This is a genomic window from Maribacter sp. 4G9 (genome assembly GCF_002742265.1).
Lineage (GTDB): Bacteria > Bacteroidota > Bacteroidia > Flavobacteriales > Flavobacteriaceae > Maribacter.
In genome coordinates this window covers 79,287-104,113 of the sequence record NZ_MDGL01000149.1, presented here as the reverse complement: position 1 = coordinate 104,113, position 24,827 = coordinate 79,287, and the positions used below count along the sequence as shown (strand labels likewise).

19 protein-coding genes are annotated in these 24,827 nt (G+C 42.1%); 3 read left to right on the top strand and 16 right to left on the bottom strand.

Annotation, left to right across the window (positions count from 1 at the left end; all coding sequences use genetic code 11):
* Nucleotides 1-58 precede the first annotated feature (58 nt).
* Nucleotides 59-1,825 (bottom strand): 1-deoxy-D-xylulose-5-phosphate synthase, encoded by a 1,767-nt coding sequence (locus BFP75_RS14585; RefSeq protein ID WP_099546185.1) that lies wholly within the window; start codon nucleotides 1,823-1,825, stop codon nucleotides 59-61.
* A gap of 96 nt (nucleotides 1,826-1,921) precedes the next feature.
* Here BFP75_RS14585 and BFP75_RS14580 point away from each other — a divergent pair, with 96 nt between their 5' ends.
* Nucleotides 1,922-2,365 (top strand): nucleoside deaminase, encoded by a 444-nt coding sequence (locus tag BFP75_RS14580; RefSeq protein ID WP_099546096.1) that lies wholly within the window; start codon nucleotides 1,922-1,924, stop codon nucleotides 2,363-2,365.
* Between the two features lie 68 nt (nucleotides 2,366-2,433).
* On the opposite strand, the gene BFP75_RS14575 is transcribed toward BFP75_RS14580, so the two are convergent.
* The 6 genes from BFP75_RS14575 to aspS form a co-directional block, all read right to left on the bottom strand.
* Complete coding sequence (locus BFP75_RS14575; protein WP_099546095.1) at nucleotides 2,434-2,625, bottom strand: cold-shock protein; 192 nt, start codon at nucleotides 2,623-2,625, stop codon at nucleotides 2,434-2,436.
* Nucleotides 2,626-2,687: 62 nt separating this feature from the next.
* The gene (locus tag BFP75_RS14570; RefSeq protein ID WP_099546094.1) at nucleotides 2,688-2,963 is read right to left on the bottom strand and encodes a hypothetical protein; all 276 of its coding nucleotides are present in this window, start codon (nucleotides 2,961-2,963) and stop codon (nucleotides 2,688-2,690) included.
* A 122-nt stretch (nucleotides 2,964-3,085) separates the two neighbouring features.
* Complete coding sequence (locus BFP75_RS14565; protein ID WP_099546093.1) at nucleotides 3,086-4,510, bottom strand: M20 family peptidase; 1,425 nt, start codon at nucleotides 4,508-4,510, stop codon at nucleotides 3,086-3,088.
* Nucleotides 4,511-4,625: 115 nt separating this feature from the next.
* Nucleotides 4,626-4,883, bottom strand: coding sequence for a hypothetical protein (locus BFP75_RS14560; RefSeq protein WP_099546092.1), 258 nt, complete (start codon nucleotides 4,881-4,883; stop codon nucleotides 4,626-4,628).
* Between the two features lie 111 nt (nucleotides 4,884-4,994).
* Entirely contained in the window at nucleotides 4,995-6,782 is a 1,788-nt protein-coding gene (locus BFP75_RS14555) for a chloride channel protein (RefSeq protein ID WP_099546091.1), read from the bottom strand.
* A 406-nt stretch (nucleotides 6,783-7,188) separates the two neighbouring features.
* Nucleotides 7,189-8,937 carry an aspartate--tRNA ligase gene (gene aspS / locus BFP75_RS14550; protein ID WP_099546090.1) on the bottom strand — a complete coding sequence of 583 codons (1,749 nt, stop codon included), beginning with the start codon at nucleotides 8,935-8,937 and terminating at the stop codon, nucleotides 7,189-7,191.
* A gap of 265 nt (nucleotides 8,938-9,202) precedes the next feature.
* On the opposite strand from aspS, the gene BFP75_RS14540 reads away from it, so the two are divergent.
* The gene (locus BFP75_RS14540; protein ID WP_099546088.1) at nucleotides 9,203-9,550 is read left to right on the top strand and encodes a toxin-antitoxin system YwqK family antitoxin; all 348 of its coding nucleotides are present in this window, start codon (nucleotides 9,203-9,205) and stop codon (nucleotides 9,548-9,550) included.
* Between the two features lie 126 nt (nucleotides 9,551-9,676).
* Nucleotides 9,677-10,432, top strand: coding sequence for a DUF4184 family protein (locus BFP75_RS14535; RefSeq protein WP_099546087.1), 756 nt, complete (start codon nucleotides 9,677-9,679; stop codon nucleotides 10,430-10,432).
* 34 nt (nucleotides 10,433-10,466) lie between these two features.
* Here BFP75_RS14535 and BFP75_RS14530 read toward each other — a convergent pair whose 3' ends face one another.
* The 9 genes from BFP75_RS14530 to BFP75_RS14490 form a co-directional block, all read right to left on the bottom strand.
* Nucleotides 10,467-13,934, bottom strand: a complete 3,468-nt coding sequence (locus BFP75_RS14530; protein WP_099546086.1) for an efflux RND transporter permease subunit — start codon at nucleotides 13,932-13,934, stop codon at nucleotides 10,467-10,469.
* Between the two features lie 6 nt (nucleotides 13,935-13,940).
* Nucleotides 13,941-15,104, bottom strand: coding sequence for an efflux RND transporter periplasmic adaptor subunit (locus tag BFP75_RS14525; protein WP_099546085.1), 1,164 nt, complete (start codon nucleotides 15,102-15,104; stop codon nucleotides 13,941-13,943).
* A gap of 26 nt (nucleotides 15,105-15,130) precedes the next feature.
* On the bottom strand, nucleotides 15,131-16,471 hold the full coding sequence (locus tag BFP75_RS14520; RefSeq protein ID WP_099546084.1) for a TolC family protein: 1,341 nt from the start codon (nucleotides 16,469-16,471) through the stop codon (nucleotides 15,131-15,133).
* On the bottom strand, nucleotides 16,472-17,077 hold the full coding sequence (locus BFP75_RS14515) for a TetR/AcrR family transcriptional regulator (RefSeq protein WP_099546083.1): 606 nt from the start codon (nucleotides 17,075-17,077) through the stop codon (nucleotides 16,472-16,474). It lies immediately after the preceding gene.
* A 171-nt stretch (nucleotides 17,078-17,248) separates the two neighbouring features.
* Nucleotides 17,249-17,659 (bottom strand): hypothetical protein, encoded by a 411-nt coding sequence (locus BFP75_RS14510; RefSeq protein WP_099546082.1) that lies wholly within the window; start codon nucleotides 17,657-17,659, stop codon nucleotides 17,249-17,251.
* A gap of 11 nt (nucleotides 17,660-17,670) precedes the next feature.
* Nucleotides 17,671-18,129 carry an RNA polymerase sigma factor gene (locus BFP75_RS14505; RefSeq protein WP_240531805.1) on the bottom strand — a complete coding sequence of 153 codons (459 nt, stop codon included), beginning with the start codon at nucleotides 18,127-18,129 and terminating at the stop codon, nucleotides 17,671-17,673.
* A 254-nt stretch (nucleotides 18,130-18,383) separates the two neighbouring features.
* Nucleotides 18,384-20,039 carry a CRTAC1 family protein gene (locus tag BFP75_RS14500; protein ID WP_240531804.1) on the bottom strand — a complete coding sequence of 552 codons (1,656 nt, stop codon included), beginning with the start codon at nucleotides 20,037-20,039 and terminating at the stop codon, nucleotides 18,384-18,386.
* 52 nt (nucleotides 20,040-20,091) lie between these two features.
* Nucleotides 20,092-21,312 (bottom strand): phosphatase PAP2 family protein, encoded by a 1,221-nt coding sequence (locus tag BFP75_RS14495; RefSeq protein ID WP_240531803.1) that lies wholly within the window; start codon nucleotides 21,310-21,312, stop codon nucleotides 20,092-20,094.
* A 138-nt stretch (nucleotides 21,313-21,450) separates the two neighbouring features.
* The gene (locus BFP75_RS14490; protein WP_099546079.1) at nucleotides 21,451-24,792 is read right to left on the bottom strand and encodes a VCBS repeat-containing protein; all 3,342 of its coding nucleotides are present in this window, start codon (nucleotides 24,790-24,792) and stop codon (nucleotides 21,451-21,453) included.
* Nucleotides 24,793-24,827 lie beyond the last annotated feature (35 nt).

Here is a 24,827-nt window from a genome sequence, read left to right as displayed (position 1 = left end):
TCAGATGTAATTTGCCAAGAACCATCTAGATGGGTGTTAGAACTTAGTATGGGACTTTTCATAAAAGCGTCTCTAGATAGTTTTTAATGGATTGCATATCTATTTGTGCCAAACGGTATAATTCTTCCTGGGTGCCATGGGGTATGAATACATCGGGGATTCCAAATACCTTAATACTTTTGTAGGGCCCTAAATCGTTTGCCACTTCTAGAATACCACTGCCAAAACCCCCAATGGCCGATCCATCCTCCACTGTTACAATGTGGTCATAACTTTCCAGGACCTGTTGTATACGGTATTTGTCCAAAGGTTTGATGAAGGGAAAGTGGTAATGCCCCAAGGCCTCGTCGTTTTTGATTGCTGCCAACAATTCAGTAATGTTGTTTCCAATGGTTCCCGTACTGAGGATGGCAATTTTACTTCCTTTTTTCACCTCAAAAGTTGTGCCGATGGCTATTTTTTCAAAAGGTAGCTGCCAATCCAATAGGACCCCTCTGCCACGTGGATAGCGAATCGCAATTGGATTTTCGAGTCCCAATTGGGCCGTATACATGATATTCCTTAGCTCAACCTCGTTCAAAGGGGCGCAGAGTATCATATTGGGGATACAACGTAAATGGGCAATGTCAAATACTCCGTGATGGGTGGGGCCGTCCTGGCCCACTAATCCCGCCCTGTCCAAGCAAAAAACGACCGGTATATTTTGTAGTGCGACATCGTGGATCACTTGGTCATAGGCACGTTGCAAAAAGGTTGAGTAAATGTTGCAAAAGGGCACCAGCCCTGCTGTTGCCATACTTGCGGCCATGGTTACGGCATGTTGTTCGGCGATCCCAACGTCAAAGGCACGATCCGGGATGGCTTCCATCAAATACTTTAAGGAACTTCCCGTGGGCATCGCTGGCGTAATTCCTACTATTCTTTCATTGTTTTTTGCAAGTTCCACCAAGGTATGCCCAAAAACATCCTGATATTTCAATGGCTCAGGCCGATCGCTCTTTTTTAAAAGTTCCCCGGTAGTTTTGTCGAATTTGCCGGGAGCATGATAGGCTACCTGGTTTTCTTCTGCTTTTTGCAGTCCCTTTCCCTTTGTGGTTATCACATGCAACAATTTGGGGCCTGAAACCGATTTTAAGCGTTCCAGTTCTCTGATCAATCCATAAAGGTCATGACCATCCAAGGGACCCGAATAATTGAAATTTAGGCATTCAAAAATGTTTTCGTCCTTAGCCGTGCCCTTTTTTACATTGGTCAGATATTTTTTCAAGGCACCCACACTGGGGTCTATTCCTATGGCATTATCATTGAGAATGATAAGAATGTTGGTATCCGTGACACCTGCATGGTTAAGACCTTCGAAGGCCATGCCGCTGGCTATGGAGGCATCCCCTATAACAGCAATGTGTTGCCTATCGTGTTCTCCTTTTAATTTGGAGGCCATCGCCATGCCCAAGATGGCAGAAATGGAGGTAGAACTGTGTCCGGTACCAAAGGCATCGTACTCGCTTTCCGACATTTTTGGAAAACCACTGATGCCATTAAGTTGTCTATTGGTCTCGAATAGGTCCTTTCTTCCCGTAAGGATTTTATGTCCATAGGCCTGATGGCCCACATCCCATATTAATTTATCATAAGGCGTATTAAATACATAGTGCAGCGCTACCGTAAGCTCCACGACACCAAGGCTGGCTCCCAGATGCCCTTCCTTGGTCGCCACGATGTCAATTATAAACTCCCTTAACTCCCTGGCTACTTGGGCCAACCGGTCCTTCGAGAGTTTTTTAAGGTCCTTGGGCGAGTCTATATGTGCTAAAAGTGGATCCACTGGGCGTTTATTCGTGGCAAAAATACTTCTTTTACCCACCAAAACAATTGTTTTTAAAATCTAGTAGGCCTTTCCATCTTATTGTATTTTTACGGTATGATAGCTCCCTTTGATGATTCTTATTTCATGAAGAAGGCCCTTCAAGAGGCCCAATATGCTTTTGAACAGGATGAGATTCCCGTAGGGGCCATTATTGTTGTCAAGGATCGGATCATTGCCAGGGCGCATAACCTTACGGAAAAATTGAACGATGTAACGGCACATGCCGAAATGCAGGCCATAACTGCCGCGGCCAATTTTTTGGGCGGAAAATACCTCAGGGATTGTACGCTGTACGTCACCTTGGAGCCTTGTCAAATGTGTGGTGGAGCGCTTTTCTGGAGCCAAATTTCCAAAATTGTCTATGCGGCATCCGATCCCCAAAGGGGCATTAGGGCCATGGGAACCCGTTTACACCCAAAAACAGAAGTGGTAGGGGGCATTCTGGAGCATGAGGCATCCGATCTTTTGCTGCGATTTTTTGAAAAAAAACGGCGATAACAAATCGGTAAACATAAAAAAACCACGCATTGCGTGGTTCCTGTTCCTACAAAATCAAATACTTATAACTAGAGAACAGTTACCTGTCCCGCTACTATGCCTTTTCTGCCTTCTTGTTCAACGTATTCTACTTTGTCTCCTTCCCTGATATCCTTTCCGTTCAGGGCGGTCGCATGGACAAAAATGTCCTTTCCCGTGTCGTCGTTTGTAATGAATCCATAACCTTTGGATTCATTAAAAAATTTTACTGTGCCAGTCATTAAAATAAAAATTAGGTAATTAACACCCTAAAATAAGAAATTTTAGGTCAAGTAGTTGGGGATTATTCTTTTTTGTCCTTTGGAAATCTTTGATTTTCAGTGTTTTTTGTCGATTTCCCCTGCATTCTTCGAATGTTCTCCTCGGTCAACATATAGTCGTTCATTTTTTTACCCCTGCTTTCCCTGATCAGGAACAAAGGCATGGCCACTAAAAAAAGACCTACCGTACCGCCCCCTATGAACTTATGTGCGGTTGCCTCCTGGGAATCCTCCAGATTGAACCCGTAGATAATGCATCCAAAGGAAGCCAGGACGATAAATATGATAAGATATTTCATGGGACAAAGTTAGGAATAATGGCCCGAATCATTCTAGGAAGTTCAATCCTTGGAAATTGGAAGTACTGCAATTCCCGTTGCACGAATTTGCTCCACATCTGCAGATTGATCAAGAGAATGTCCTACTTAAAATTTTTAATGAGTTGGTAGGAGAACTGCACAATTTCCTTGTAGTTCTCCTTACTTATTTTTTCGTCAATGCCATGAAAACGGGACATGCTGTCCGGACCTAAACGTATGGGATAAAAACGGAATACATCGTCCGCGATTTCGTAAAAATAGCGCCCATCCGTACCGCCACCCACCAAACCAGGGACGACTACACTAGTTGAAAATTGGTTGCGTATGGTCTGTTCCAGTGTTTTATAGGCCTTGGAATCGATACTGGATACCTTTGATGGGTTGGTCAAAAACCCCACAGGTTCCACCTTTATTTTATCCGAAACCGTATTTTCTATATGTTCCTGTACAGACTCTATGGATTCTCCCGGAAGTATCCTGAAATTGATCGTTGCTTCCGCAACGGTAGGTATCACATTGTTTTTGACACCGCCGCTTACAATGGTAGGGGCTGTGGTGGTATGGGCATTTAGGGCTTCCAGGATAGGGGTTTTAAATAACCATGGATTGGCAAACGCCATTTTTTTAAAGAAAGGTAATTCCGCCCCCATATATTCTAACTGATAGTCTATAGGTTTTACCAGTTTATAAGGTAGCTGATTGTTTTCAAGGTCCACAATGGCCTTTGCCAACATTCCAATGGTGTTTTCCTTGGGAGGTTGGGAGCTATGTCCCCCTTTTGTTTCCACGATCAATCTAAAGGACGCAAACCCTTTTTCGGCTAGGTTGACCATGGCTACAGTTTCAATACCAGGAACTAAGTTCTCTGCCAAAAATCCGCCTTCGTCCAAGGCCATGGCCGCAGTAACGCCTTTCGACTTTAAGTGTTTTGCAATTTCGGCGGCACCTTTGCTGCCGCCAACTTCCTCATCGTGTCCAAAGGCCAAGTAAATGGTTTGTGAGGGTACAAAGGATTCTTCCAATAATTTTTCTACGGCTTCCAGTAAGCCTATCAAGGTGCCCTTATCATCCAAGGTTCCCCTGCCAATGATATGGGTATCGGTTATCTTACCTTCGAACGGACCTGCTTCCCAATCTTCCAATGTGGGCTGATCTACAGGAACTACATCTTGGTGTGACATTAGGATAAGGGGCTTCTTGGAAGCATCGGACCCTTTCCATGTATATAAGAGGCTATAGGTATTAATTTTTTCGAGGGACAGATTTGCATGCACCAAAGGAAAGGTTTCTTCCAAAAAACGATGAAAGCCAAAAAAGGCCGTAGAATCCGGTATGGCATCTTCGCTAAAGGAGATGGTTTTGTATTGCAAGCCTTTGGATAGGTTTTGAAATATATCATCTGGAAACGTTACTTCCGCTACTGGTTGGGAAGCTACTTGCTTAGAACTCAATTGTACGGTGTTGAAAACTAGAATACCCGCAATGATGACTAGTATGAGCAGTAAAAATAAAAGGATTTTTTTCATGGGGTTGGTTGTTTAGGAATAACTTGTTTGGTCCCTCTAAAGGTATGAAATTCTGGGATGGCTAAATACGTAAAAGTGTATTGCCAAAGGCTAAGAAGTATGTCTTTAATTAAATTCAAAGAGCTTGATTTTTAATGCAGTTCTTTATTAGCACCAATATTTTTTCACTAATACCCTTTTGTGCCGTGAAAACCTGATGTGTAACCTTTTTTGTCTTTTCTAATTCGTTTGTTTTTTGGAAATATAAGTATGCTAATACAATCAATATGCAGGTAAGTATTCCAATTATCATTATCCCTAAAGTCCTTGCTTTTTTTTGCTCTAACCTATCCTTATTATTTCTGAACACGTTGTTCAGAAATGCATCAGCCATTTTTTCTCCTTTATTTTTATTATAGCGATTTAATAAAAGTTTGTTTAGATATTTGCGCTAACAACCGGACATACACAGTTGAATATACCCCTTTTAGAAGTGTAATATAATCTAATTCCCCGTAAAGTTGATGAGTTCCCTACGGTAGGCAGTCAACAATTTTGATTTGGAGACAAAGCCCAAATACTTGCCGTCTTTGACCACGGGTAGGTTCCACGCCCCGCTATCCTGGAACTTTTGCATGATGGCCTGCATGTTGTCCTGGCCGTAAAAAATGATTTCCGGTGGCTTTTGCATAAAAGTGATGGCCTTGGTGCTTTTGTACAGGGTGGTATCGAACATGAACTCCCGGATATCGTCCAATAGGATAATACCTACTAATGCTTCATGACTATCTACCACGGGGAAGATATTTCGGGTAGATTTGGCTACGGACTCATGCAACATTTCCCCGAGGGTCATATGTTGATTCACCGTTTTGAAGTTCATTTCGATCAGGTCGTCCAGACTCATAAGGGTCAGTACGGCCTTGTCCTTGTTATGGGTGATAAGGTCGCCCCGCTCCGCCAGTTCTCGGGTATAAATATTGTAGTCGATCGTATTTTTGGTGATCAAATAGGAAATGGAAGCGGTAATCATTAAAGGTACGAAAAGCCCATATCCACCGGTAATTTCGGCAATAAGGAATATAGCCGTTAAGGGGGCGTGTAACACCCCGGCAATGAGTCCGGCCATACCTATCAGGGTAAAATTACTCTCGGATACGGAGAATCCCAGCCCCAGGTTGTTGATGACCTTGGCCACCACATTGCCCAGGGCACTGCCCATCACCATGGTAGGAATGAAAATTCCCCCCGCTCCACCGGCCGCTAGGGTAGTGGTCATGGCCACGGCCTTGAATATCGTAATACCGAACAACAGGGCGATGACCACCCATATATTATCCAAAAATGCATCGAACGGGGTTTTGCCCAGGGCCTGGATATGGTCCCCAATAAGGAGGTTGTTTATAAAGCCAAAACCTTCCCCATACAGCGGAGGAATCAAATACAACATGATGCCAATGGCCAGTCCGCCTACTAGAAGTCGGTATTTGGGACTTTTTAGCGGTTTGAACAAATGAAGGATGCCAAAGTACATTTTGGTAAAGTAAATAGAGGCTATTCCCGTTCCTAGTCCCAAAATGATATAAAAAAGGGTGTCCTTGACCTCAAAGGCCCGGGAAATACTAAAATTGAACAGGACCTCGTTCCCCAGAAAGAAGTAGGAGGTAAGCACCCCGGAAATAGATGCCAACAATAAGGGAAGCATGGAAAGCATGGTTAGGTCCATGCTAAAAACCTCCACGGCAAATATGATGGCCGCAATGGGCGATTGAAAGATGGAGGCTATGGCACCTGCCGAAGCACATGCGATCAATAAAGAGCGGGTCTTGGCATTGATATGGAACAACCTACCCAAGTTGGAACTAATGGCCGCACCTGATGCTACTGCGGGACCCAAAAGCCCTACCGACCCCCCAAAACCAACGGTCAAAGGCGCGGCGACCAACTGTGTCAGAATCTGTTTTCGGTCAATGATGCCCTTCTTTTTGGAAAGGGAGAACAGGATGGAGGAAACAGCATGTTTCAACCGTTCCTTGTGAACATACTTTACATACAGGTATACGAGGGTCAACCCGATGATCGGTAGGATAAAGTAGAGTTGGTTCTGGGAGAAAATGATGCCGCGTTCCAAAGAGGCCTCAATGAAATAGGTGACGTTTTTAAGGGTGACCGATGCCAGTCCCGCCAAAAGCCCTACCACCACGCTGAGGATGTAGATGAAGGTTTTCTCGGAAATATTTTTGTACCTCCAAATGAGCAATCGTTTTAAGAATGATTTGTTTTGGGTTGGCATAGTACGCACCTTAAATTGAAGGAACGTTCAAAGGTATTTAAATAGTGTTTAATTCCGATGGTTCTTTTTTTGTCATCTGAGTGAAGCGTAGCGGAACTAAGAATCTTTTGTGCGTTCCATGGCTCTCAACTGAGCCTTTTAGGATACTTTTTCGGCTATGGAAAAAGTATCGGAACAAAACCTGATCCTCCCCGTTTCGTTGTATAGTTTCACTTTTGACGGTCTTTTCCACAACGGATACCTCGATTTGCCCATTAAGACAAATGGGTGTCTTTTGTCATTCTGAGTGAAGCGTAGCGGAACGAAGAATCTGTTACATGTTCAGTACTCGAAACAGCGCCTAGCATTTATCGGAAATCCGTTATTTCAATAGATACTTCGCTTTGCTCAGGATGACAGGATACCACTAAATATCCAATTTCAAATGCAGTTCCTCCAACTGAGCGGTATCGATAGGTGCCGGAGCATCGATCATAACGTCCCTACCGCTATTGTTCTTGGGGAAGGCGATGAAGTCGCGAATGGTTTCCTGTCCGCCTAAAATGGCCACCAATCGGTCCAGACCAAAGGCGATTCCCCCATGCGGCGGTGCACCGTACTGAAAGGCATCCATCAAAAATCCAAATTGGGCCTTGGCCTCCTCTGGGGTAAACCCTAAATGTTTGAACATGATGGATTGGGTTTCCTTGTCATGGATACGGATGGAGCCTCCGCCAATTTCGTTGCCGTTCAATACCAGATCATAGGCGTTGGCACGAACCGCTCCCGGATCGGTGTCCAACAATTCCATTTGCCCCGGTTTTGGGGAGGTAAATGGATGGTGCATGGCATGGTAATGTCCTGTTTCCTCATCGAGTTCCAAAAGAGGGAAATCCACTACCCATAATGGGGCAAATTCATTGGATTTTCGCAAGCCCAATTGTTGCGCCAATTCCATACGGAGGGCGCTTAATTGTGTACGTGTTTTATGTGTTTCCCCGGCCAAAATGAGCATCAAATCCCCAGGGTTTGCATCCATCTGTGTAGCCATATCCAACAAGGCGGCCTCATCGAAAAATTTATTGACGGAGGAATTAAGGCTTCCATCGTCATTGTATTTTACCCAAACCATACCCTTGGCCCCAATCTGGGGACGTCTCACCCAGTCCGTTAAGGCATCGATTTGCTTACGGGTATAGTTGGCACAACCAGGTACGGAAATACCCACTACCAATTCCGCACTGTCAAAAATATCAAAACCAAAAGTTCCCCCTTTGGGAGTTAGGGCGCGAAATTCCATTCCAAAACGGATATCCGGTTTATCGTTTCCGTATTTTTTCATGGCTTCGTCGTAGGTCATTCTTGGGAATTTATCTACGTCTATACCATTGATTTCTTTCAGAAGATATCTCGTGAGTCCCTCGAAGACGTTTAGGATATCCTCCTGTTCCACAAAGGCCATTTCGCAATCGATCTGAGTAAATTCCGGTTGTCTGTCCGCCCGAAGATCTTCGTCCCTAAAGCATTTTACGATCTGGAAGTACTTGTCCATTCCCCCCACCATCAGCAGTTGTTTAAAAGTCTGTGGGGATTGGGGCAGGGCATAGAACTGGCCTTCGTTCATTCTACTGGGAACAACAAAGTCCCGAGCTCCTTCCGGGGTCGATTTTATCAAATAAGGGGTTTCAACCTCTATGAATCCTTGCTGCGAAAGATATTTTCTCACCTCCATGGCAACCTTGCTCCTAAAGATGAGATTGTTCTTTACCGGGTTACGCCGGATGTCCAAATACCGGTATTTCATTCGTAGGTCCTCGCCGCCGTCCGTGTCTTTTTCAATGGTAAACGGGGGTGTTTTGGACGTATTGAGTATGGTGAGCTCCTTCACCAAAACCTCTATGGATCCTGTGGGTATCTTATCATTTTTAGAAGCCCTTTCGATTACCGATCCATTCACCTGTATTACGAACTCCCTGCCCAAGTTTCGGGCGCTTTCTAAAAGTTCCTTGGAAGTACGGTCCTCATCGAATACCAATTGGGTAATACCGTATCGGTCGCGGAGGTCCACCCAGACCACAAATCCCTTATCTCGGGTCTTGTGTACCCATCCGGACAAAACAACATCGGTGTTTATATGTGAATCCCTTAATTCTCCGCAGGTATGGCTTCTGTACATAAGTATTGGTTTATAAAAAGAAAAGGCAAATTTAAGAAGTCTTGGTTGATTAGAAATTTATTTATTCCATCCCTTTTTCAAAATGTAAGGAAGGGTATTGATGTTAAAATTAACATTGTAAAACGTTATAAAACAGAAGATTACCACTTCAATGTAAATTTAATGTTAAGTAAACGTTACCTAAATATTGATTTATAGTAAAATAATTCTATATTTGTAACGTTAATGTTATGTCGAAGGTACTTAATTAAAAAAAATATATATTATGAAACGTTTACTAATAATCGCCCTTTTAGCACTTTCCTTTGGTGTGAATGCACAGGAAATAGCACCTAAGTTTGAAAAAGTAGGGGAAAAAGTTAAGGCTACATATTTTCATGCCAATGGGGAAATTTCCCAACAAGGTTTTTTCCTAAACGAAAAATTGCAGGGAGAATGGATCATGTACGATACCAAAGGCGAAAAAATTGCCATGGGCAACTACGATAAAGGTGTCAAGACAGGTAAGTGGTTGTTTTGGGAAGGTGAAAGTATTAAAGAAGTCAGTTTTGAAAACAACAGGATTGCTAGTGTAGAAAAAATGAATGTAAAGGAGTCCGTAGTGACCAACTAGCATCTCATATAAAAGAATTGAAGCCCGGTACTATGGTATCGGGTTTTTTTTATGCAATACTGTTATTCGGATATTTAAATTGTAAGAAAATGGCTAACAAGCCGTTTAGGATATACAATTTCATCTATGCCGTTTACCTTTGCACATCCCGCAGTCGTACTTCCCTTTTTGAGGAAAAATGGACCTCTTTCCACTTCTGGATTGATCGTAGGTAGTCTGGTTCCAGATTTCGAAGGATTCCTACGTATGGAAGTCAATGGGAACTGGGCCGACTCATGGCCCGGGATCCTGCTCTTCAACATACCCGTAGCCATTGGTATCTTGTTTCTCTACCATGGCCTAGTGAAGCAACTATTTCTACGTATTTTACCTTATTTCCTGGCCATTCGGTTGGTCTTTTCCTTAACTTTTAATTGGGTTCCTTATTTCTGGAACCATTGGGTCAGGGTACTCATATCCATCCTCTTGGGCGTGTTCACCCATTTGCTATGGGACGACTTCACCCATTACGACGGTTACATAGTAAATTACTATTATGACTTTTTTTACCGGAAGCTTTGGGGGATATCCTTGTTCAATGTTTTTCAGTTCGTAAGTTCGGTCTTGGGTATCATCCTTGTCTTTTTGTTTGTGCTGAAACTACCTGAGGAAAAAGCACAACTTCCTTCCCTAAAGTATAGGTTGATGGCCTGGGGTTTTATTGGTCTGCTCACTGCCACTTTTTTAGGTATACGAGGCATTTACGGGTTTCAGGAACTGGGCTCTTTTGTTTTTTCGGCTATCGGATGTTTTCTATGGGCTTTGTTAGCCCTAAGTATCGCTGTAAGAATTTTCAACACCTACGGACTAAAAACAAAAAAACTCCCCGGTCAGTCTGAATAAACCAACCGGAAAGTCTTTTAAAAATGTTCTGAAACTAGTTGTTGCTTCTTAAACTCCTCAGCTTTATCTTGATGCGGTATACGATGTTAAACAATACCGGTACAATGATCAAGGTCAGGAACGTGGCCACCAAGAGACCGAATATTACCGTCCAGGCCAAGGGCCCCCAGAACACCACGTTATCCCCACCAATATAGATATGTGGGTTAAACTCGGAAAAAAGGGCAAAGAAATCGATATTTAATCCGATCGCCAAGGGAATCAATCCTAGCACCGTGGTGATAGCTGTGAGGAGTACAGGTCGTAGACGTGCCTTTCCCCCACGCACAATGGCTTCGTTAGCTTCGGGCAAGGTCAATAGGTCCTTGTCGTCCATTCCCAGTTTCACCTTTTTTCGGTCTACCAAAATCTGGGTATAATCCAACAGGACCACACCGTTGTTCACCACGATACCCGCCAGGGAAATGATTCCCATCATGGTCATCATGATCACAAAGGACCATCCTGTTATCATCAAACCTCCAAATACCCCAATAAAACTTAGGAAAATAGCGATCATAATAATCAAGGGTTTGGAAATACCCCCAAATTGGAAAATCAGTATCAATAGGATAAGGCCAAGACCCGAGAAAAACGCACCTATCAGGAACATTTGCTGCTTGTTCTGTTCCTCGATCTCCCCGGTATAATCCACTTTAATGTTATTTGGCATCCCCTGGAACTGCTTCATTTCCTCTTGGATCTGCGCAACGATCGCTGCGGCGTTACCACCTGCTTTTAATCCGGAATACACGGTAACCACACGATTTCCGTCCCGGTGTTTTATGGCGCTGAATCCAGAGGTATTGGTTTCCTTGGCAACGGCAGATATGGGAACTTCCTTAATCTGTCCACTGGCGGGATCCCTAAAAATGATATTCTGGTTGAACAGGGCACTTTTGTTGTACCTCAATTCCTCGTTGAACCGTACATTGATGTCGTAGTCTTCCCCATCTTCCTTATAAACTCCCGCCTTTTCTCCAAATAGGGACCGACGCAATTGATTGCCCACCTGCCCCGCGGCCACGCCAAGTTCCCCGGCTTTTTCTCGGTCTACATTTACACGCATGGCAGGTTTACTTTTGTTGACATCGATTTTCAATTCCTCGATACCTTCAATGTTCTTGGTATTCAAAAAGTTGCGGATGTCCTCTGCCGTATTGATGAGCTGGTCGTAATCCCTGCCTTCCAATTCAATATTGATTGGCGGACCTGCCGGTGGTCCGTTCGCCTCTTTTTCTACGGATATGGCCACCCCGGGATAAATGCCCGCTACGGCCTCCTGTACTTTGGCACGTATGTTCTCTGTATTTATGCCATTGCGGTATTTGAATTCCGCGAAGTTCACCGTCACTTTACCCTTATGCGGCATTTCTGCGGAGGAGCCACCATCCGTTAAGGGGTTACCGGCTCCTTCGCCTACTACGGATACTGCGGAGGTAACAATGAAGTTCTCCCCGTTCTTTTTATAGGCGGGATCGTCCATGAGTCCGTATACCTGTTTTTCCACCACCTTGGTAATCTCATTGGTCTTTTCAATGGCTGTACCCTCCGGATATTCTATATAGACATAAATCTCGTTGGGAATATTGTCCGGAAAGAATTCCACCTTGGTCCTTTCAGATTCCAATGACCATCCAAATAGCCTGAAAATGACAATAAGAAGTAAAAACGTCACACCAAAATACCAATACACGTTTTTACCTCTCAAGGCATGTACCAAACGTCTTTCGTACCAATCCTCAAAGCGGGACATGGTCTTCTTTTGAAAACGCATGGCCGCACCCTTAATGAGGTATTTGTATACCCAGAACATGATTCCGGTAAGGATCAACACCGAGCCCAATCCGCGCATGGCCCCACCAAAAATCAATAGTAAGGCACCAAGCCCGCCTAAAATAATACTCATTCGTATGAGCTGTTTTTTGGTAAGGTCCTTTTCACTAGTACTCATAAACTGGGAAACCAACATGGAGTTCATGAAGATGGCCACCACCAAGGAAGAACCCAGTACGACTGAAAGCGTAATAGGGAAATACTTCATGAACTGCCCAAAGATACCCGGCCAAAGGCCAAGGGGAACAAAGGCCGCCACCGTAGTTGCCGTTGAGATGATAATGGGGAATGCAATTTCACCGATACCCTTTTTGGCCGCCTCAATTTTTGGCATGCCCTCGTCCATGAGCCGGTATACGTTCTCTACCACCACAATACCGTTATCCACCAACATACCCAGCCCCATGATCATTCCAAAAAGGATCATGGTATTTAGGGTATACCCTAAGGAAGAAAGGATCATAAAGGACATGAACATGGACATGGGAATGGCAAACCCCACGAAAAGGGCGTTTCTAAAACCAAGGAAAAACATCAATACCGTTACCACCAAGATGATACCAAAAATGATATTGTTCACCAAATCGTCCACTTGGTTCAAGGTCCTTGAAGAAGAATCGTTGGCGATGGAAATATGCAAATCTGCCGGAAAGTAATTTTCCTGCTCCTGTTTTACGATTTCCTTGATCTTGTCCGCTGCGGAAATGGCATTCCTACCCGCACGTTTTTTTACATCGAGCATGACCACATTGTCCCCAAATTCCCTGGCGTAGGTAGTTTTGTCCTTTTCCTCGAACGTTACCTTTGCTATATCCTTAAGGTAGACCGCACCGTTTTCCGACTTTACCACAAAGTTGTTCAGGTCACTAGGGTTTTCGATCTCACCCAAAACCCGGATCGTTCTTCGCTGTCCGCTTGTCTTTAAATTTCCGGCGGAAATGGTCATGTTACCGTTCCCTATGGCATTCAGTACATCTTGAAAGCTGATCTTGGCAGCCATCATTTTATAGATGTCCACGGCCACTTCCACTTCTTTCTCCTGTGCACCGCGAATGTCTGCCTTTTTTATTTCGGGAAGGTCCTCTATTTCGTCCTGGAGGTACTCCGCAAATTCCTTTAAACGTTCTACCGGATAATCCCCGGTAAAATTGATGTTCATTATGGGTACTTCCTCGGAAAAATTCAGGTCGAACACATTGGGCTCTACCTTGGCGCCGTTGAACGTGGGCCAATCTTCACTGGCCTTTTCTGAATCTACTTCGTCCTTTACATTCTGCTTTGCCTGTTCTACGGTAATCTCCTCATCAAACTCCACCGTGATGATAGCATAGTCCTCTTGGGAAGTGGATACGATTTCCACTACGTTGCTAACGTTTTTGAGTCGGTCCTCCAAGGGGTCCGTGATCAATCGTTCAATATCCTCTGCCGTATTGCCTGGATAGGGAGTGCTAATGTATATCTTGGTTTCCACAATCTCCGGGAAATCCTCCCTTGGCATGGACATATAGGCCGAAAACCCCAACCATAAAAATATGCCGATCATTACATATATCACCGATGGGTTGTCAATGGCCCAAGAGGATAGCTTAAACTCCTTGTCGGCGTTTTTCTTTACTTTATCGCTCATGGAAACTTACTTTTGAATTTTTACTTTTTGACCATCTTTTACGCTTCGGGCACCTTCCTTAATTACTTGGTCTCCCGCTTCCAGACCGGATACTACCTCTACCAGAGGGCCTTGGGTTTTGCCAATGGTAATAATGGTCCTTTTTACGACCGCTTCATTTTCGGCATCGGGTTCTCTGGCCACGAATACATATTGTTCACCGTCCGCATTTTCGGAAATAATACTTGAAGGTATCAAGATTGCATCCTCACTGGTGTAGTCGTTAAGATTTACCTTTGCCGTAAGGTTGGGTTTTATTTTCCCTTCCTTGTTTGGTACGGGAATTTCCACGCTAAAAGATCTGTTCGATGGATTTATGAAATTGCCGGTTTCCCTGATTTCTGTTTGGATACTATCGCCCAATACAGGAAAATAAACCAAAGCTTCCTTTCCTTTTGAGATGGAACCTAGATAGGTCTCAGGGACATCTACCTCTATATACATATCCGATAGGTTGACGATCCTGAACATTTCAGAACCTGGTCCCGGTGAAACCACGGTTCCTTGATCTTTGATAACATCGTCTATGATACCTGAAAATGGTGCCCTTATATTTGATTTTCCCAATTGGCTCTCGACTTGTTTTACGGCATCCTGTCTGGCTTCATATTCCGCTTTGGCGGATAGGAATTCAATTTCAGAACCAATTTGTTGTTCCCAGAGTCTTTTTCTCCTTTCAAAAGTGGTTTTGGCAAGTTCTGCCTGGGTCTTCAATTGGGAAAGCTGGCTTCCCATGCCACCGTCGTCAATAGTTGCCAATATCTGCCCTTTGTTCACGCGCTGTCCTTCCTTTACGTAAACCTTTTGCAAGGTACCTGCCATTTCCGGATAAATTAGCACGTTCTGTTTGGTGCTTACATCGCCCTGAAGTTCCAAATAGTGGTTGAAAATTTGGGATTCCAAGGTTATAGTATTCACCAAGGGAAGCTTTTCTACCGTACCCAATAGGGATATGACAGAGTCTAACTGTGCTACCTGGTTTTCAAGTTCCTTCTGTTGTTCAACTATTTCGTTCTTCTTTGCTCTCAAGGCCTCTAGATTCCCACTTTCTAACAACCCGGAAACGGATTGATTTTCACCTCCACAGGATAGCAGTACCAAAGGAATGGCCAGGGATAATAACTTTCTCATAATAGTATATTTAATTGATTGATTGCTTAGGATTGTTTGTTTAAAATGATTTCCAACTCCGTTTTCTTATTGATGACTTCCACCATAAATTGTAGGTATTCCTGTTGGGCCGTATACAATTGTGTCTGGGCCTGTCTCAGTTCAAAACTACTGGCAAGGCCTTCCGTATATTTGATCTGGTTTTTGTTCTCAATGCGTTCCGCAAGTGCCAGGTTCTCCTTGGAAGTCTCGTACTGCTCGATGGCAAGTACATAATTGCTTTTGGCATTTTCCAATTGTAAACGGATCTGTTGTTCCGCTTCCGTCAATTGGGTCTTTGCCTTCTCCAAAGCAATTTTAGCACGTTGCGTGCTAGCGCTTCGTTTTAAGGAACTAAAAATAGGGATACTAAGGTCTACTCCAATGGTAGAAAATTCAAACCAATCCTGACCATTGTCAAAAAACGAAAATTGTTCAGCAAAGGAAAGCGCACCGTAAGATGCAAACGCGTTTAAGGTAGGTAACGCCCTGCTTCTTGCCAATTTCCATTCGTAATAGCGTTGTTGGTTTAGATTTTCCGCTAATTTATAGTCGACATTTTCACTAATGTCGAAGGCAGTAGATAGGATGCCCAAGTCTATTTTTGAAACGGTCAAATCTTCAAGGTCTTCCTGTAATTGGGTAGGGGCGTTCAAATCCAAGCCCATACTGATATTTAACATTTGTACGGTAATTTCACTCAACCGCAAAGCGTTCTTTAATTGGTTTTCAATAGAGGATAATGTGATTTGTAACTGATCCACACTCTCTTCATCTCCCAGGCCATTTTCATAAAGTTTTTTTGTTTCGTACACGTTTTTTTCAAGCGTAGTTTTATTCTTTTCAAGTATCGATACGCTTTCTTGGGCCAAAAGGACATTTCCATAAGCTTCTACCACCTGTTTGCGCACTTCCAGCGCCGTTTTTTCCTTATTGTTTGCACTATAACTAAGGAATGCTTTGGTAGCTTGAACTCCTACAATATAAGAGCCATCAAAAATCTGTTGGCTCAACGTAGCTGCGGCACTAACTTGTTGGGGCTGCCCAAATACGACCTCAACGAATGTACCGGGATCACCACCGGCAATTTCTCCGGGCAATTGTAACACTTGTTGTATTAATTGATTTTGGTAATTGACGGCACCGGATATTTGTGGCAGACCGGTTGCAATGGTTTCCCATTTTTGTTTTTGGGCATCTATGATGTCCCTATCGGCATTTAGGGCAGCATAATTGTTTTCCAAGGCAAACTGTACAGCTTCCTCAAGTGTAAAAGAATACGTCTGTTCTTGTGAATACCCAAGGCTAAAAGACAGTAGTATGGTTAAAAGCAGTAATCGACTTCGCATTTATTCTTGATTTGAATTGATGATTGTATTTAAAATAGTTTTGCCCTTAGGGGTCACAATGCCCCTTAGGTGATATTCCAAGAAGGCATCCATTAATTTTGATACCGGAAACTTGTCCAATGGGAACAAGTTTTGATCTTTAATGCTATTCATACCGGAATAGTATATTCTTGCTATGAATTCCGCATTTAGATTATCTCTATATATTTCTTGCTCTAGCCCGCGTTCTACGTTCGACATTACGCACTTTTGCATTTTATTGAAATGTAGGTTTTTTAGGTTTTTATAAATTTTTGGATAATACTTCATGAGCTGGAACTGTGGTGAGGTCTTCTCATCGTTAAGGTGCGAAAGAACGTATCGTTTTATCTCGTACAGCTCTTCAATGGGGTTTTTGTCCATGGCGATAATGAGGTCGATACCATCACTTAAACCACAGAATTTATGCATGACACAATCTTCGATCAGCTCTGTCTTGTTACTATACTCGTTATAAATGGTTTTTTTTGACATTCCAATTTCATTGGCAATATCATCCATCGTTATGCTTTTGAAACCACGTTCCAAGAAAAGCTGTGTCGCCGTATCCCGAATTTTTTCTTTCATAGTGGGGGCAAATATACAGTAGGAAACTTAAAAAACTAAAAAAGTTTCTAAAGTGTTACAATTATTTAATATTCGAGGTTCTTGACTTTTTTCCAATTTGGTTTCTACCAAGGTCCCTAATCATGCATTCAAGGGGTCTATAGGGAAAAGGAAAGGGCCATCTCCATTGAACTAGTTTTTCGCCGAATTAATTTTTTCCACATAGTTGATGTAGGCCTGTTCTCCTTCCTCTTTCCAAAATTCGTCGTAATACTTCCACTGAGAGAAATCACGACTTTCATCACAAGTTGCTCCAAAGCGTCTTCCCTTTTTACTTTTTTTACTTTTGTTTGGGCCTCCTCCACCCCCAAAACCAAATATACTTTTAGCCAGTAATAAAATGCCCAGTGCTTTCCAGTACCCTATTTGCGGTAACCCAAATAAATCTGGCATCAACCAATTCCACAAGTGCATCATAATGTAGCCTACCAGAAATGCGATAGCAATCCCTAGTAGTATGAAGAAAAAAACCTTAAAGCCTTTCTTCACTTTACTTTCTATCTTTCGCTCTATGTGTCTTTCCCTATTTTTTCTTGTTTCCATAATTTCTTAATTTATTCTTTAATCAATTCCAGTTTTTGCGTTAAAATAGCCATGGCCCTATGCCTACGAGACATTAAGGTGCCAGAAGGAATTCCGGTATCCTCCGCTATTTCCTTATAGGTGTATCCCTCGAAATCCACGGCGATGATAATCTCTTTGTAAACGGGCTTAAGCTCGTCTATCGCCAATTGTAATTGTTCCATAAGATTATCTGAATAAAAGTCAGGCACATTCTCATACAATAAACCGGCAAAGTCGATCCATAAGCGCTCAAGTGTTCTTTCGTCACCGACCCGTTCCTTTTTTACGCGCATTATATCGATAATTCTATTTCTAATGGCATTGTACACAAACCCGCCTATATTATGTATTGGTAATGCATCCAAGGGCCTAGAGAATATCCTTAAGGCAACATCCTGTATTGTATCTTCAGCATCGCTATCTGCCGTTTGCTTTATTTTTGAGCGCACATAGTTCTTGAGCGAACTATATTCTACTTAAAAAAAATTGGTCAGGTTGGATTGTTGCTGTTTTTTAGAAACCATTAAAGGGTTTTCTTAAGTCCTCATTAGTTGAGACGTAAGTTTTAAAATCTATTGCATTATTACTACAATTTTTTATACTATAGTGACTAGAACAACGACATTTTGTCACGAATAAACTGAAAATTAGCAGCGCCGCTTAAGGGGGTATGAATAAGGGTTACCTTGAAATCTAAGAAGAATTATTGGTTGGAAGTAGATTTTCTCTTTTTAAGGACCAAGTAAGCTAACAGGCCAAGTAGGATTGAAATTACTATAAGTATAATACGTTTGAGCGGTCTTTTTTCTGATTCGATTTCCGAGACCTTTAGGAGTTGGTTTGCATTAATTTTAGTAAGTATTTGTCTTTTTCCACCTGTCCAATCTATTATTAAGGAGTCTATGGCTTCAATCTTTCCCAGGCCAAAATGTGCTATTACGGAGTTCTGTGAAAGGTGACTTGACCCGCCACCGTCAATTTCGCGTATTTGTTTCTTGCCTCCGGCAATAAGGGTAATTCTTGATCCAATTCCATTGAACTCTGCCTCTATGCCCTGTAGTGCAACTTTTAGCCAATTACCCATGGATAAATCATTTCTAAAGAGTTTGGTCGTGGAAGGTATAGGATAGTTTAGTATAGGTTTTTGATTGACCACCAATAAATCCAAATCGCCATCATTATCCACGTCAAAGGTTATAGAACCCCGTCCTACACCATAATCACCAATATTCAATGCCCGTGCCCGGTCTATAAAATGTGTCTGATTATTTTCAAAGTAAAAATTACCCATAGGGGTACAGTTGGGGTTCAGGTCTCCATTGGAAACAAATAAATCCAAATCGCCATCATGGTCAAAGTCTGCAAAATTCGCCCCCCAACTTATAGATAGATTATAGGTTCCCAATTCCTTGGCACGGTCTATAAACGGCAATTTTGTGCCTTGGTTTTCCATCAACATGTTAAACTTAATGTTGGTGACATAATAATCCATCCAACCATCGTTATTATAATCACCTACAGCAGACCCCATGGCATTAATTTTTAAGTCCATTTGGGTTTTCTTACTCACATCTTCAAATTCGTCGTTCGGGTATTGGTTTTCATAAAGAAAATTAGGTACTGCTTTATATCCAAAATCTTGATTGACCAACAAATCCTGATCTTGATCATTATCGAAGTCGGTAAATACACCACCAAACCCAAATCCCTTATGACCTAGTTCGTATGCTTCGTATACGTTTTCGAATTTTTTACCATTGATGTTTTCCAGGAGGTAACTTTTGGCGGTTTGGTTGGCACTGACGATGGTTGCATCTTTGATAATGCCCAGTTTGCCAGTAAATTCTTGGAAATAATTACCCACAAATAAATCTGGGTAACCATCTGCATTAAAATCGCCAAAACTAGGACCGGTACTAAATGAATTTAAATCCTCCAGACCATAAGCTTGGGTTACATCCTTGAAAGTGGAATCACCGTTATTCAAGAAAAGTAGGTTCTTAGCCCTTGGGATTATAGTTGCACCATCTGTTGTTGTAATCGTGGTGATAAATAAATCTCGATAGCCATCCTTATTCACGTCTGCACTTACCACGCCTTGCGTAACAAAACCATCCGTAATTTCAAGTCCTGAGCCCTTTATAATATTTTTGAATGTGCCATTACCATTGTTGAGATAAAGCACGTCTTGGGAAGTACCACTGGTAATATATATATCTTCATACCCATCATTATTCAAATCAAAAACACAAGCGCCGCCACCAAAGGTTCCTTCATAGACGTAGTATTGATGTTGAATACCGGCTTGTTGGGTGATATCAACAAACAGTTCCTGCCCATTGATTGGAAGAAGGGACAACAATGGGATGTATTTGAAAATAAATTTTAAGCGTATCCAACTATTTTTCATCTCATTTCTTCCAGTTCAGTGAATTTATATTATGGGCTATTTTAACGCCTTCATCAAGCCCTACTTCATTATCCAATGGAGTATGAATGCCGCCATAAAATCTAGAATCCGCCGTTTCTTGCGCTGCTTCCCAGAATGAATTAAAGGTTCTAATTACAAAATCTGTATCGCGGAACTCATCACGTTCCCTATTTTCATGGGCCTTATCGGTAAATACAAAATCTTTACCGTACGTATCCTCCAAGACGGTTGCAGCTGCAGCCGCTTGTATTGCATGACCTGATGGAAATGAAGGGAAAGGGGGATCCGGCCAAAATGACTCCCATTCCTCATCGATATATTTAGGAATGAAGGTATTGGGTCTTTCCGTAAAGAATTGGTATTTCCATTTCCAGCATTTTATAAACGCATCCGCTACCGCCATTCCCATTTTGGCATAAAGGGCGGCGGAGGCAATTAAGCTCTCATTGTTTTTTTCTGCTGCGATAGTTGCAAAATAATAGGAGTGCCCGGGAGGTGTAAAGGATACATCGGGATCATCTCCCCACCAAATTGCAGCTTCTTTCTCTGGTTGTGTCAGGTCTAAATCTTTTAAGTAAACGGCTTCAAACTGTTTATAATAGGGGGATCCCGGTGTAGTATCATAGGGGATTACTTTTGGTTCTTCCAAACTTGTATTCGCAGGGGCGAACGTACGGTTTTTACCCCAATGGGGATGCAGCGGATGATGGCTGAAGGATTGGGCGAAAAGTGGAGGTTTCCATGAACCAGGTCTTTCTGGATGGACCATGCTTTTGTCAAAGTTTTGTAAATATCCGCGATGTCCTCCATCCGTCTTAGACCATTCAAATATGGCATTTGCAATGGCTTTGCCATAGGAAACGGATCGGGTCACGGTTTCGTTGTCTAAATTTTCAGAAAACTGATCATGAATCACTTTTTCCAAAGAATCAATTTTGATTTTGTTTTCATCCGATGTCTGTAAATAGATTTTCTTAATAATTTCCGATTGCCCGGCATTCAGCGCCAGTACCCAATCCAAACTTTCTTGGTCCCTGAACGCTGGCAAGGAGTCTAAGCCATTTAACTGCCCCTTCATTGAATTGTATTCGGGGTAACCTTCTACTATAGATTCATACAAGGTGAGGCCAATGTAACCAAAGGCCCTGGAAGCAAATGTTGGTGAATTGGAAGGCGTGTACCTGGTGATGTACAATGCCATGTTTGCCCATTTAGTTGCAACTTGCCTATCCGTCAAATTTGGTTTGGTAGCGTTTTGGCAACTAAAAGAGAATCCTATTAAAAATAGTAATAGGTAGGGAGTCTTGTTTAAAAATGGGTTAGCCATACTAGTCAACTATTAATTAGCCATTGAATAAACTTGGAGCGGTTCACCATAGGTGGTTATCACTAATTTGTTATTGAACCATAGTGCATTCGTAAGACTGCCTCGAACAGAAAGACCGGATTTTGCCTGAGGAACGTAATCAAATTGACCAGTTCCATTACCTAAGAGTAGCGTACCATAGTTCGCATCAAATTTACCAAGGCTTAGTTTATAAAAAGCGTCATTACCAACAACAAGAATATCCTTATGGCCATCCTTATTAAAATCTTCAATAACAGCATCGGTCACTGGAGCAAATTGAGCTTCCTTTGGAAGTTCAATTTCTTTGAATTTTTTATTTGCTGTGCCTAAAAATAACATACTTTTTTCTTCGGTAGCCAGCAACTTTTCTGCAGTAGCTAAATTTTGTTCGGTAAAAATATCGGAAAGGGTTGCTTCGGAATATGATTCGTAGCTATTGAATTTTTGTCGTAGATAGGTAAGCTGGCCTAAAAGCTCCGCCCGGGTCAAAGCGGGATAACTTTTGTTGTTGACGTAATAATTTAGAATAGGGTCTACCGCACCGTTAGTATCAAAATCTGAATAGTATAGCTCTGCGGGTGTTTCCGGACTTATACCAAGCGGCGAATTTTCACCTATATTTCCTGCAAGAATATCCAGCATACCATCATCATTGATGTCGGTGATATGTAGGGAATTCCAAAGTCCGTAATGCTCGTTTTCAAAATAGGAACTGGTTTGGTTCACCAGTTTTCCGCCATTGTTGCTATAAATTGAAATGGGCATCCATTGGCCCAAAATAATCAAATCGTCTCGCTCATCGCCATTTAAGTCGGCCCACTTGGCATCTGTAACCATTCCCGGTTGTTTTAGTTGTGGTTGAATGTTTTCTGTCTCATCTTTAAAATTTCCCTGGCCATCGTTAATGAGGATATAACTTCTAGGGGATTCTGGATACCGGCCAGGAATGACCTGGCCTCCAACGAATACATCCACAAAGGAATCTTGATTTATATCCGAAAAGGCAACAGTTCCTGTGCTCGTATGCATAACGGGCAGCGCATCCAGATTTTTAATAAAATTACCTTTGCCGTCCCCAAAATAGAGTCTGTCCTGCAATGAAGTATCATTAGGGGTAAACTCATGATAACCCCCACTTGCCGTGTAAATATCAAGATTACCATCATTGTTCACATCAAAAATGGCAATGTCACTGTCGAAACTATTTTTGTCCAGTTCAAAACTTGCAACCTCCTTTTTTTCAAAACTACCATCTGCCATTTGCAAGTAGACGGCCGTTGCCTGGCCAATTCCACCAGCTATAATGATATCTTGCCTATTGTCATTGTTTAAGTCCGCTTTTTTTATGAAGGCTGCTTGATGGGATAATTGCTTTAAGAGCAGGGGCTGCCTTTTAAAATCATTTATAGGCGATGCTTGGTGTACGTAGTTGATTAGAATACTAGCTGGCTCGAAAATAGATTCTTCTACTGCCTTGTTTTGGGTTTCTTTACTTCCATCCTCCTCTTTAAGAATAATTTTCTGGTTTGTTTGTACATTATAAATCGTTTGCAGTTTTCCTGTTGGCCACTTTATGGTTAGTGAATCTATGATGGTTTTATTGCCTAGGCCAAAATGGAGCTGGTGGGAAACGGTGGATAAATAGCCTTGGGTTGGCATTTGCTCAAGTACCTGAAGTTCTCCTTGGGCGTGCAAGGTTACTTTTGAACCAATGCCTTGGGTATTTTTTTGAGCACCTTCCAAAGCGATCTTTAGGTAGTTTTTGGATTTCGTATCCGTATCATTCCTATAAATAAATGCGGGCTTATTAATATTGTTGACGACCAAATCCAAATCGCCATCATTATCCAAATCCACATAGACTGCGCCGTTACTGTTGGCAGGTTGATTTACACCGGCGGTTTTGGTCGTATTCTCAAAAATAAGATTGCCCTTACTGGAGAAATAGTAATTCGTTAAATCTGATGAGGGCATTTTTTCAATAAGTTCTAAAACATCCTGTCGTTGCAGCCGCCCTTTGGACTGAACGAAATCTTCAATATAATTTATAAAATCCAAATTGGTGTAGTCCCTAAAATATCCGTTTGTTACGAATAAATCCTTGTTCCCGTCATTATCAAAATCTGCAAACAAGGGTGCCCAACTCCAATCCGTTTTGGAAATACCTGAAATTTGACCAATCTCGCTAAAGGTATCGTCACCATTATTTAGCTGCAGCATATTTCTCATATATTGGTGGTGAAAACCACTGCGCAAATTCAAGTCAAATTTTTCGTAATTATCTGGGGCCAATAAAAGTTTTTGACGCTTGTTATCCTCGGGCAGCATATCCAATGTAAAAATATCCTGCCATCCATCATTGTTTATGTCTGCGATGGTATTACCCATTGAGAAATGGCTTATATGCCCCATTTGTTTTCCCAACTGATCGGTAAACGTTTTATTTTTGTTGTTGATGTAGAGGTAGTCCGGTACCGTATAATCATTTGAAATATAAAAATCTTGCCACCCATCATTATTTATATCGCTTATTCCCAACCCTAACCCATAGGTTAGGGCAGAACCACTAATACCCGATGCTACGGTAACATCAAAGAATTTTCCATTTTTCTGTTCAAATAACCTGGTTCCTTGTAATGCATCATCCTTTTTTAAAAATTCCTTGGTACTTACCTCATTGAGGACGGGAAGTGATTTAGGGTTATGATTCAACAATAGCATATCTAAATCTCCGTCGTTGTCATAATCAAAAAAATAACCTTGATTACTGTATGCCGCACTGTCCAAACCAAATTCTTCTGCCTTCTCCTCAAAAATGGGCACCTTGTTGGCATCATTGCCTGTATTGATGAAAAGTTGGTTTTTTCGTTTAGGGTCGGGTAATGCTCCTGAATAGCATAGGTAAAGATCAAGTCTGCCATCGCCATTCACGTCAGCTGCAGTTATTCCTGTTTTCCAGGGACCGGGCCTACCGGTTACTTTAGAAATACGGGTTACATCCTTAAAGGATAGATTACCCATGTTAAGGTAAAATTTATTTTCACCCATGTTCGAAGTAAAATATAAATCCTGTAGTCCGTCATTATTAAAGTCTCCCGTGGCAACACCTCCACCGTTATAAAGGTACTCGTAAACAAGTACGTTCGCATTTAGCCCCTCCTTTAATGTGTTTTCAAAGTCTACATTGGTTTCATCTTTTGGCAAAAGTGTGAATAGGGTAGGGCCTTCAACCGTAGTTGCCGCGCTATCTCCCAGTTCCTCCTTGGAATCTGTTTTACATCCATAGAACACTAAAACGAAGACAGAAATTAGGGCTATACTTTTTTTAATCATTTGCTTAAAAGTAAAAAATCTATCCCTTTTCGGGG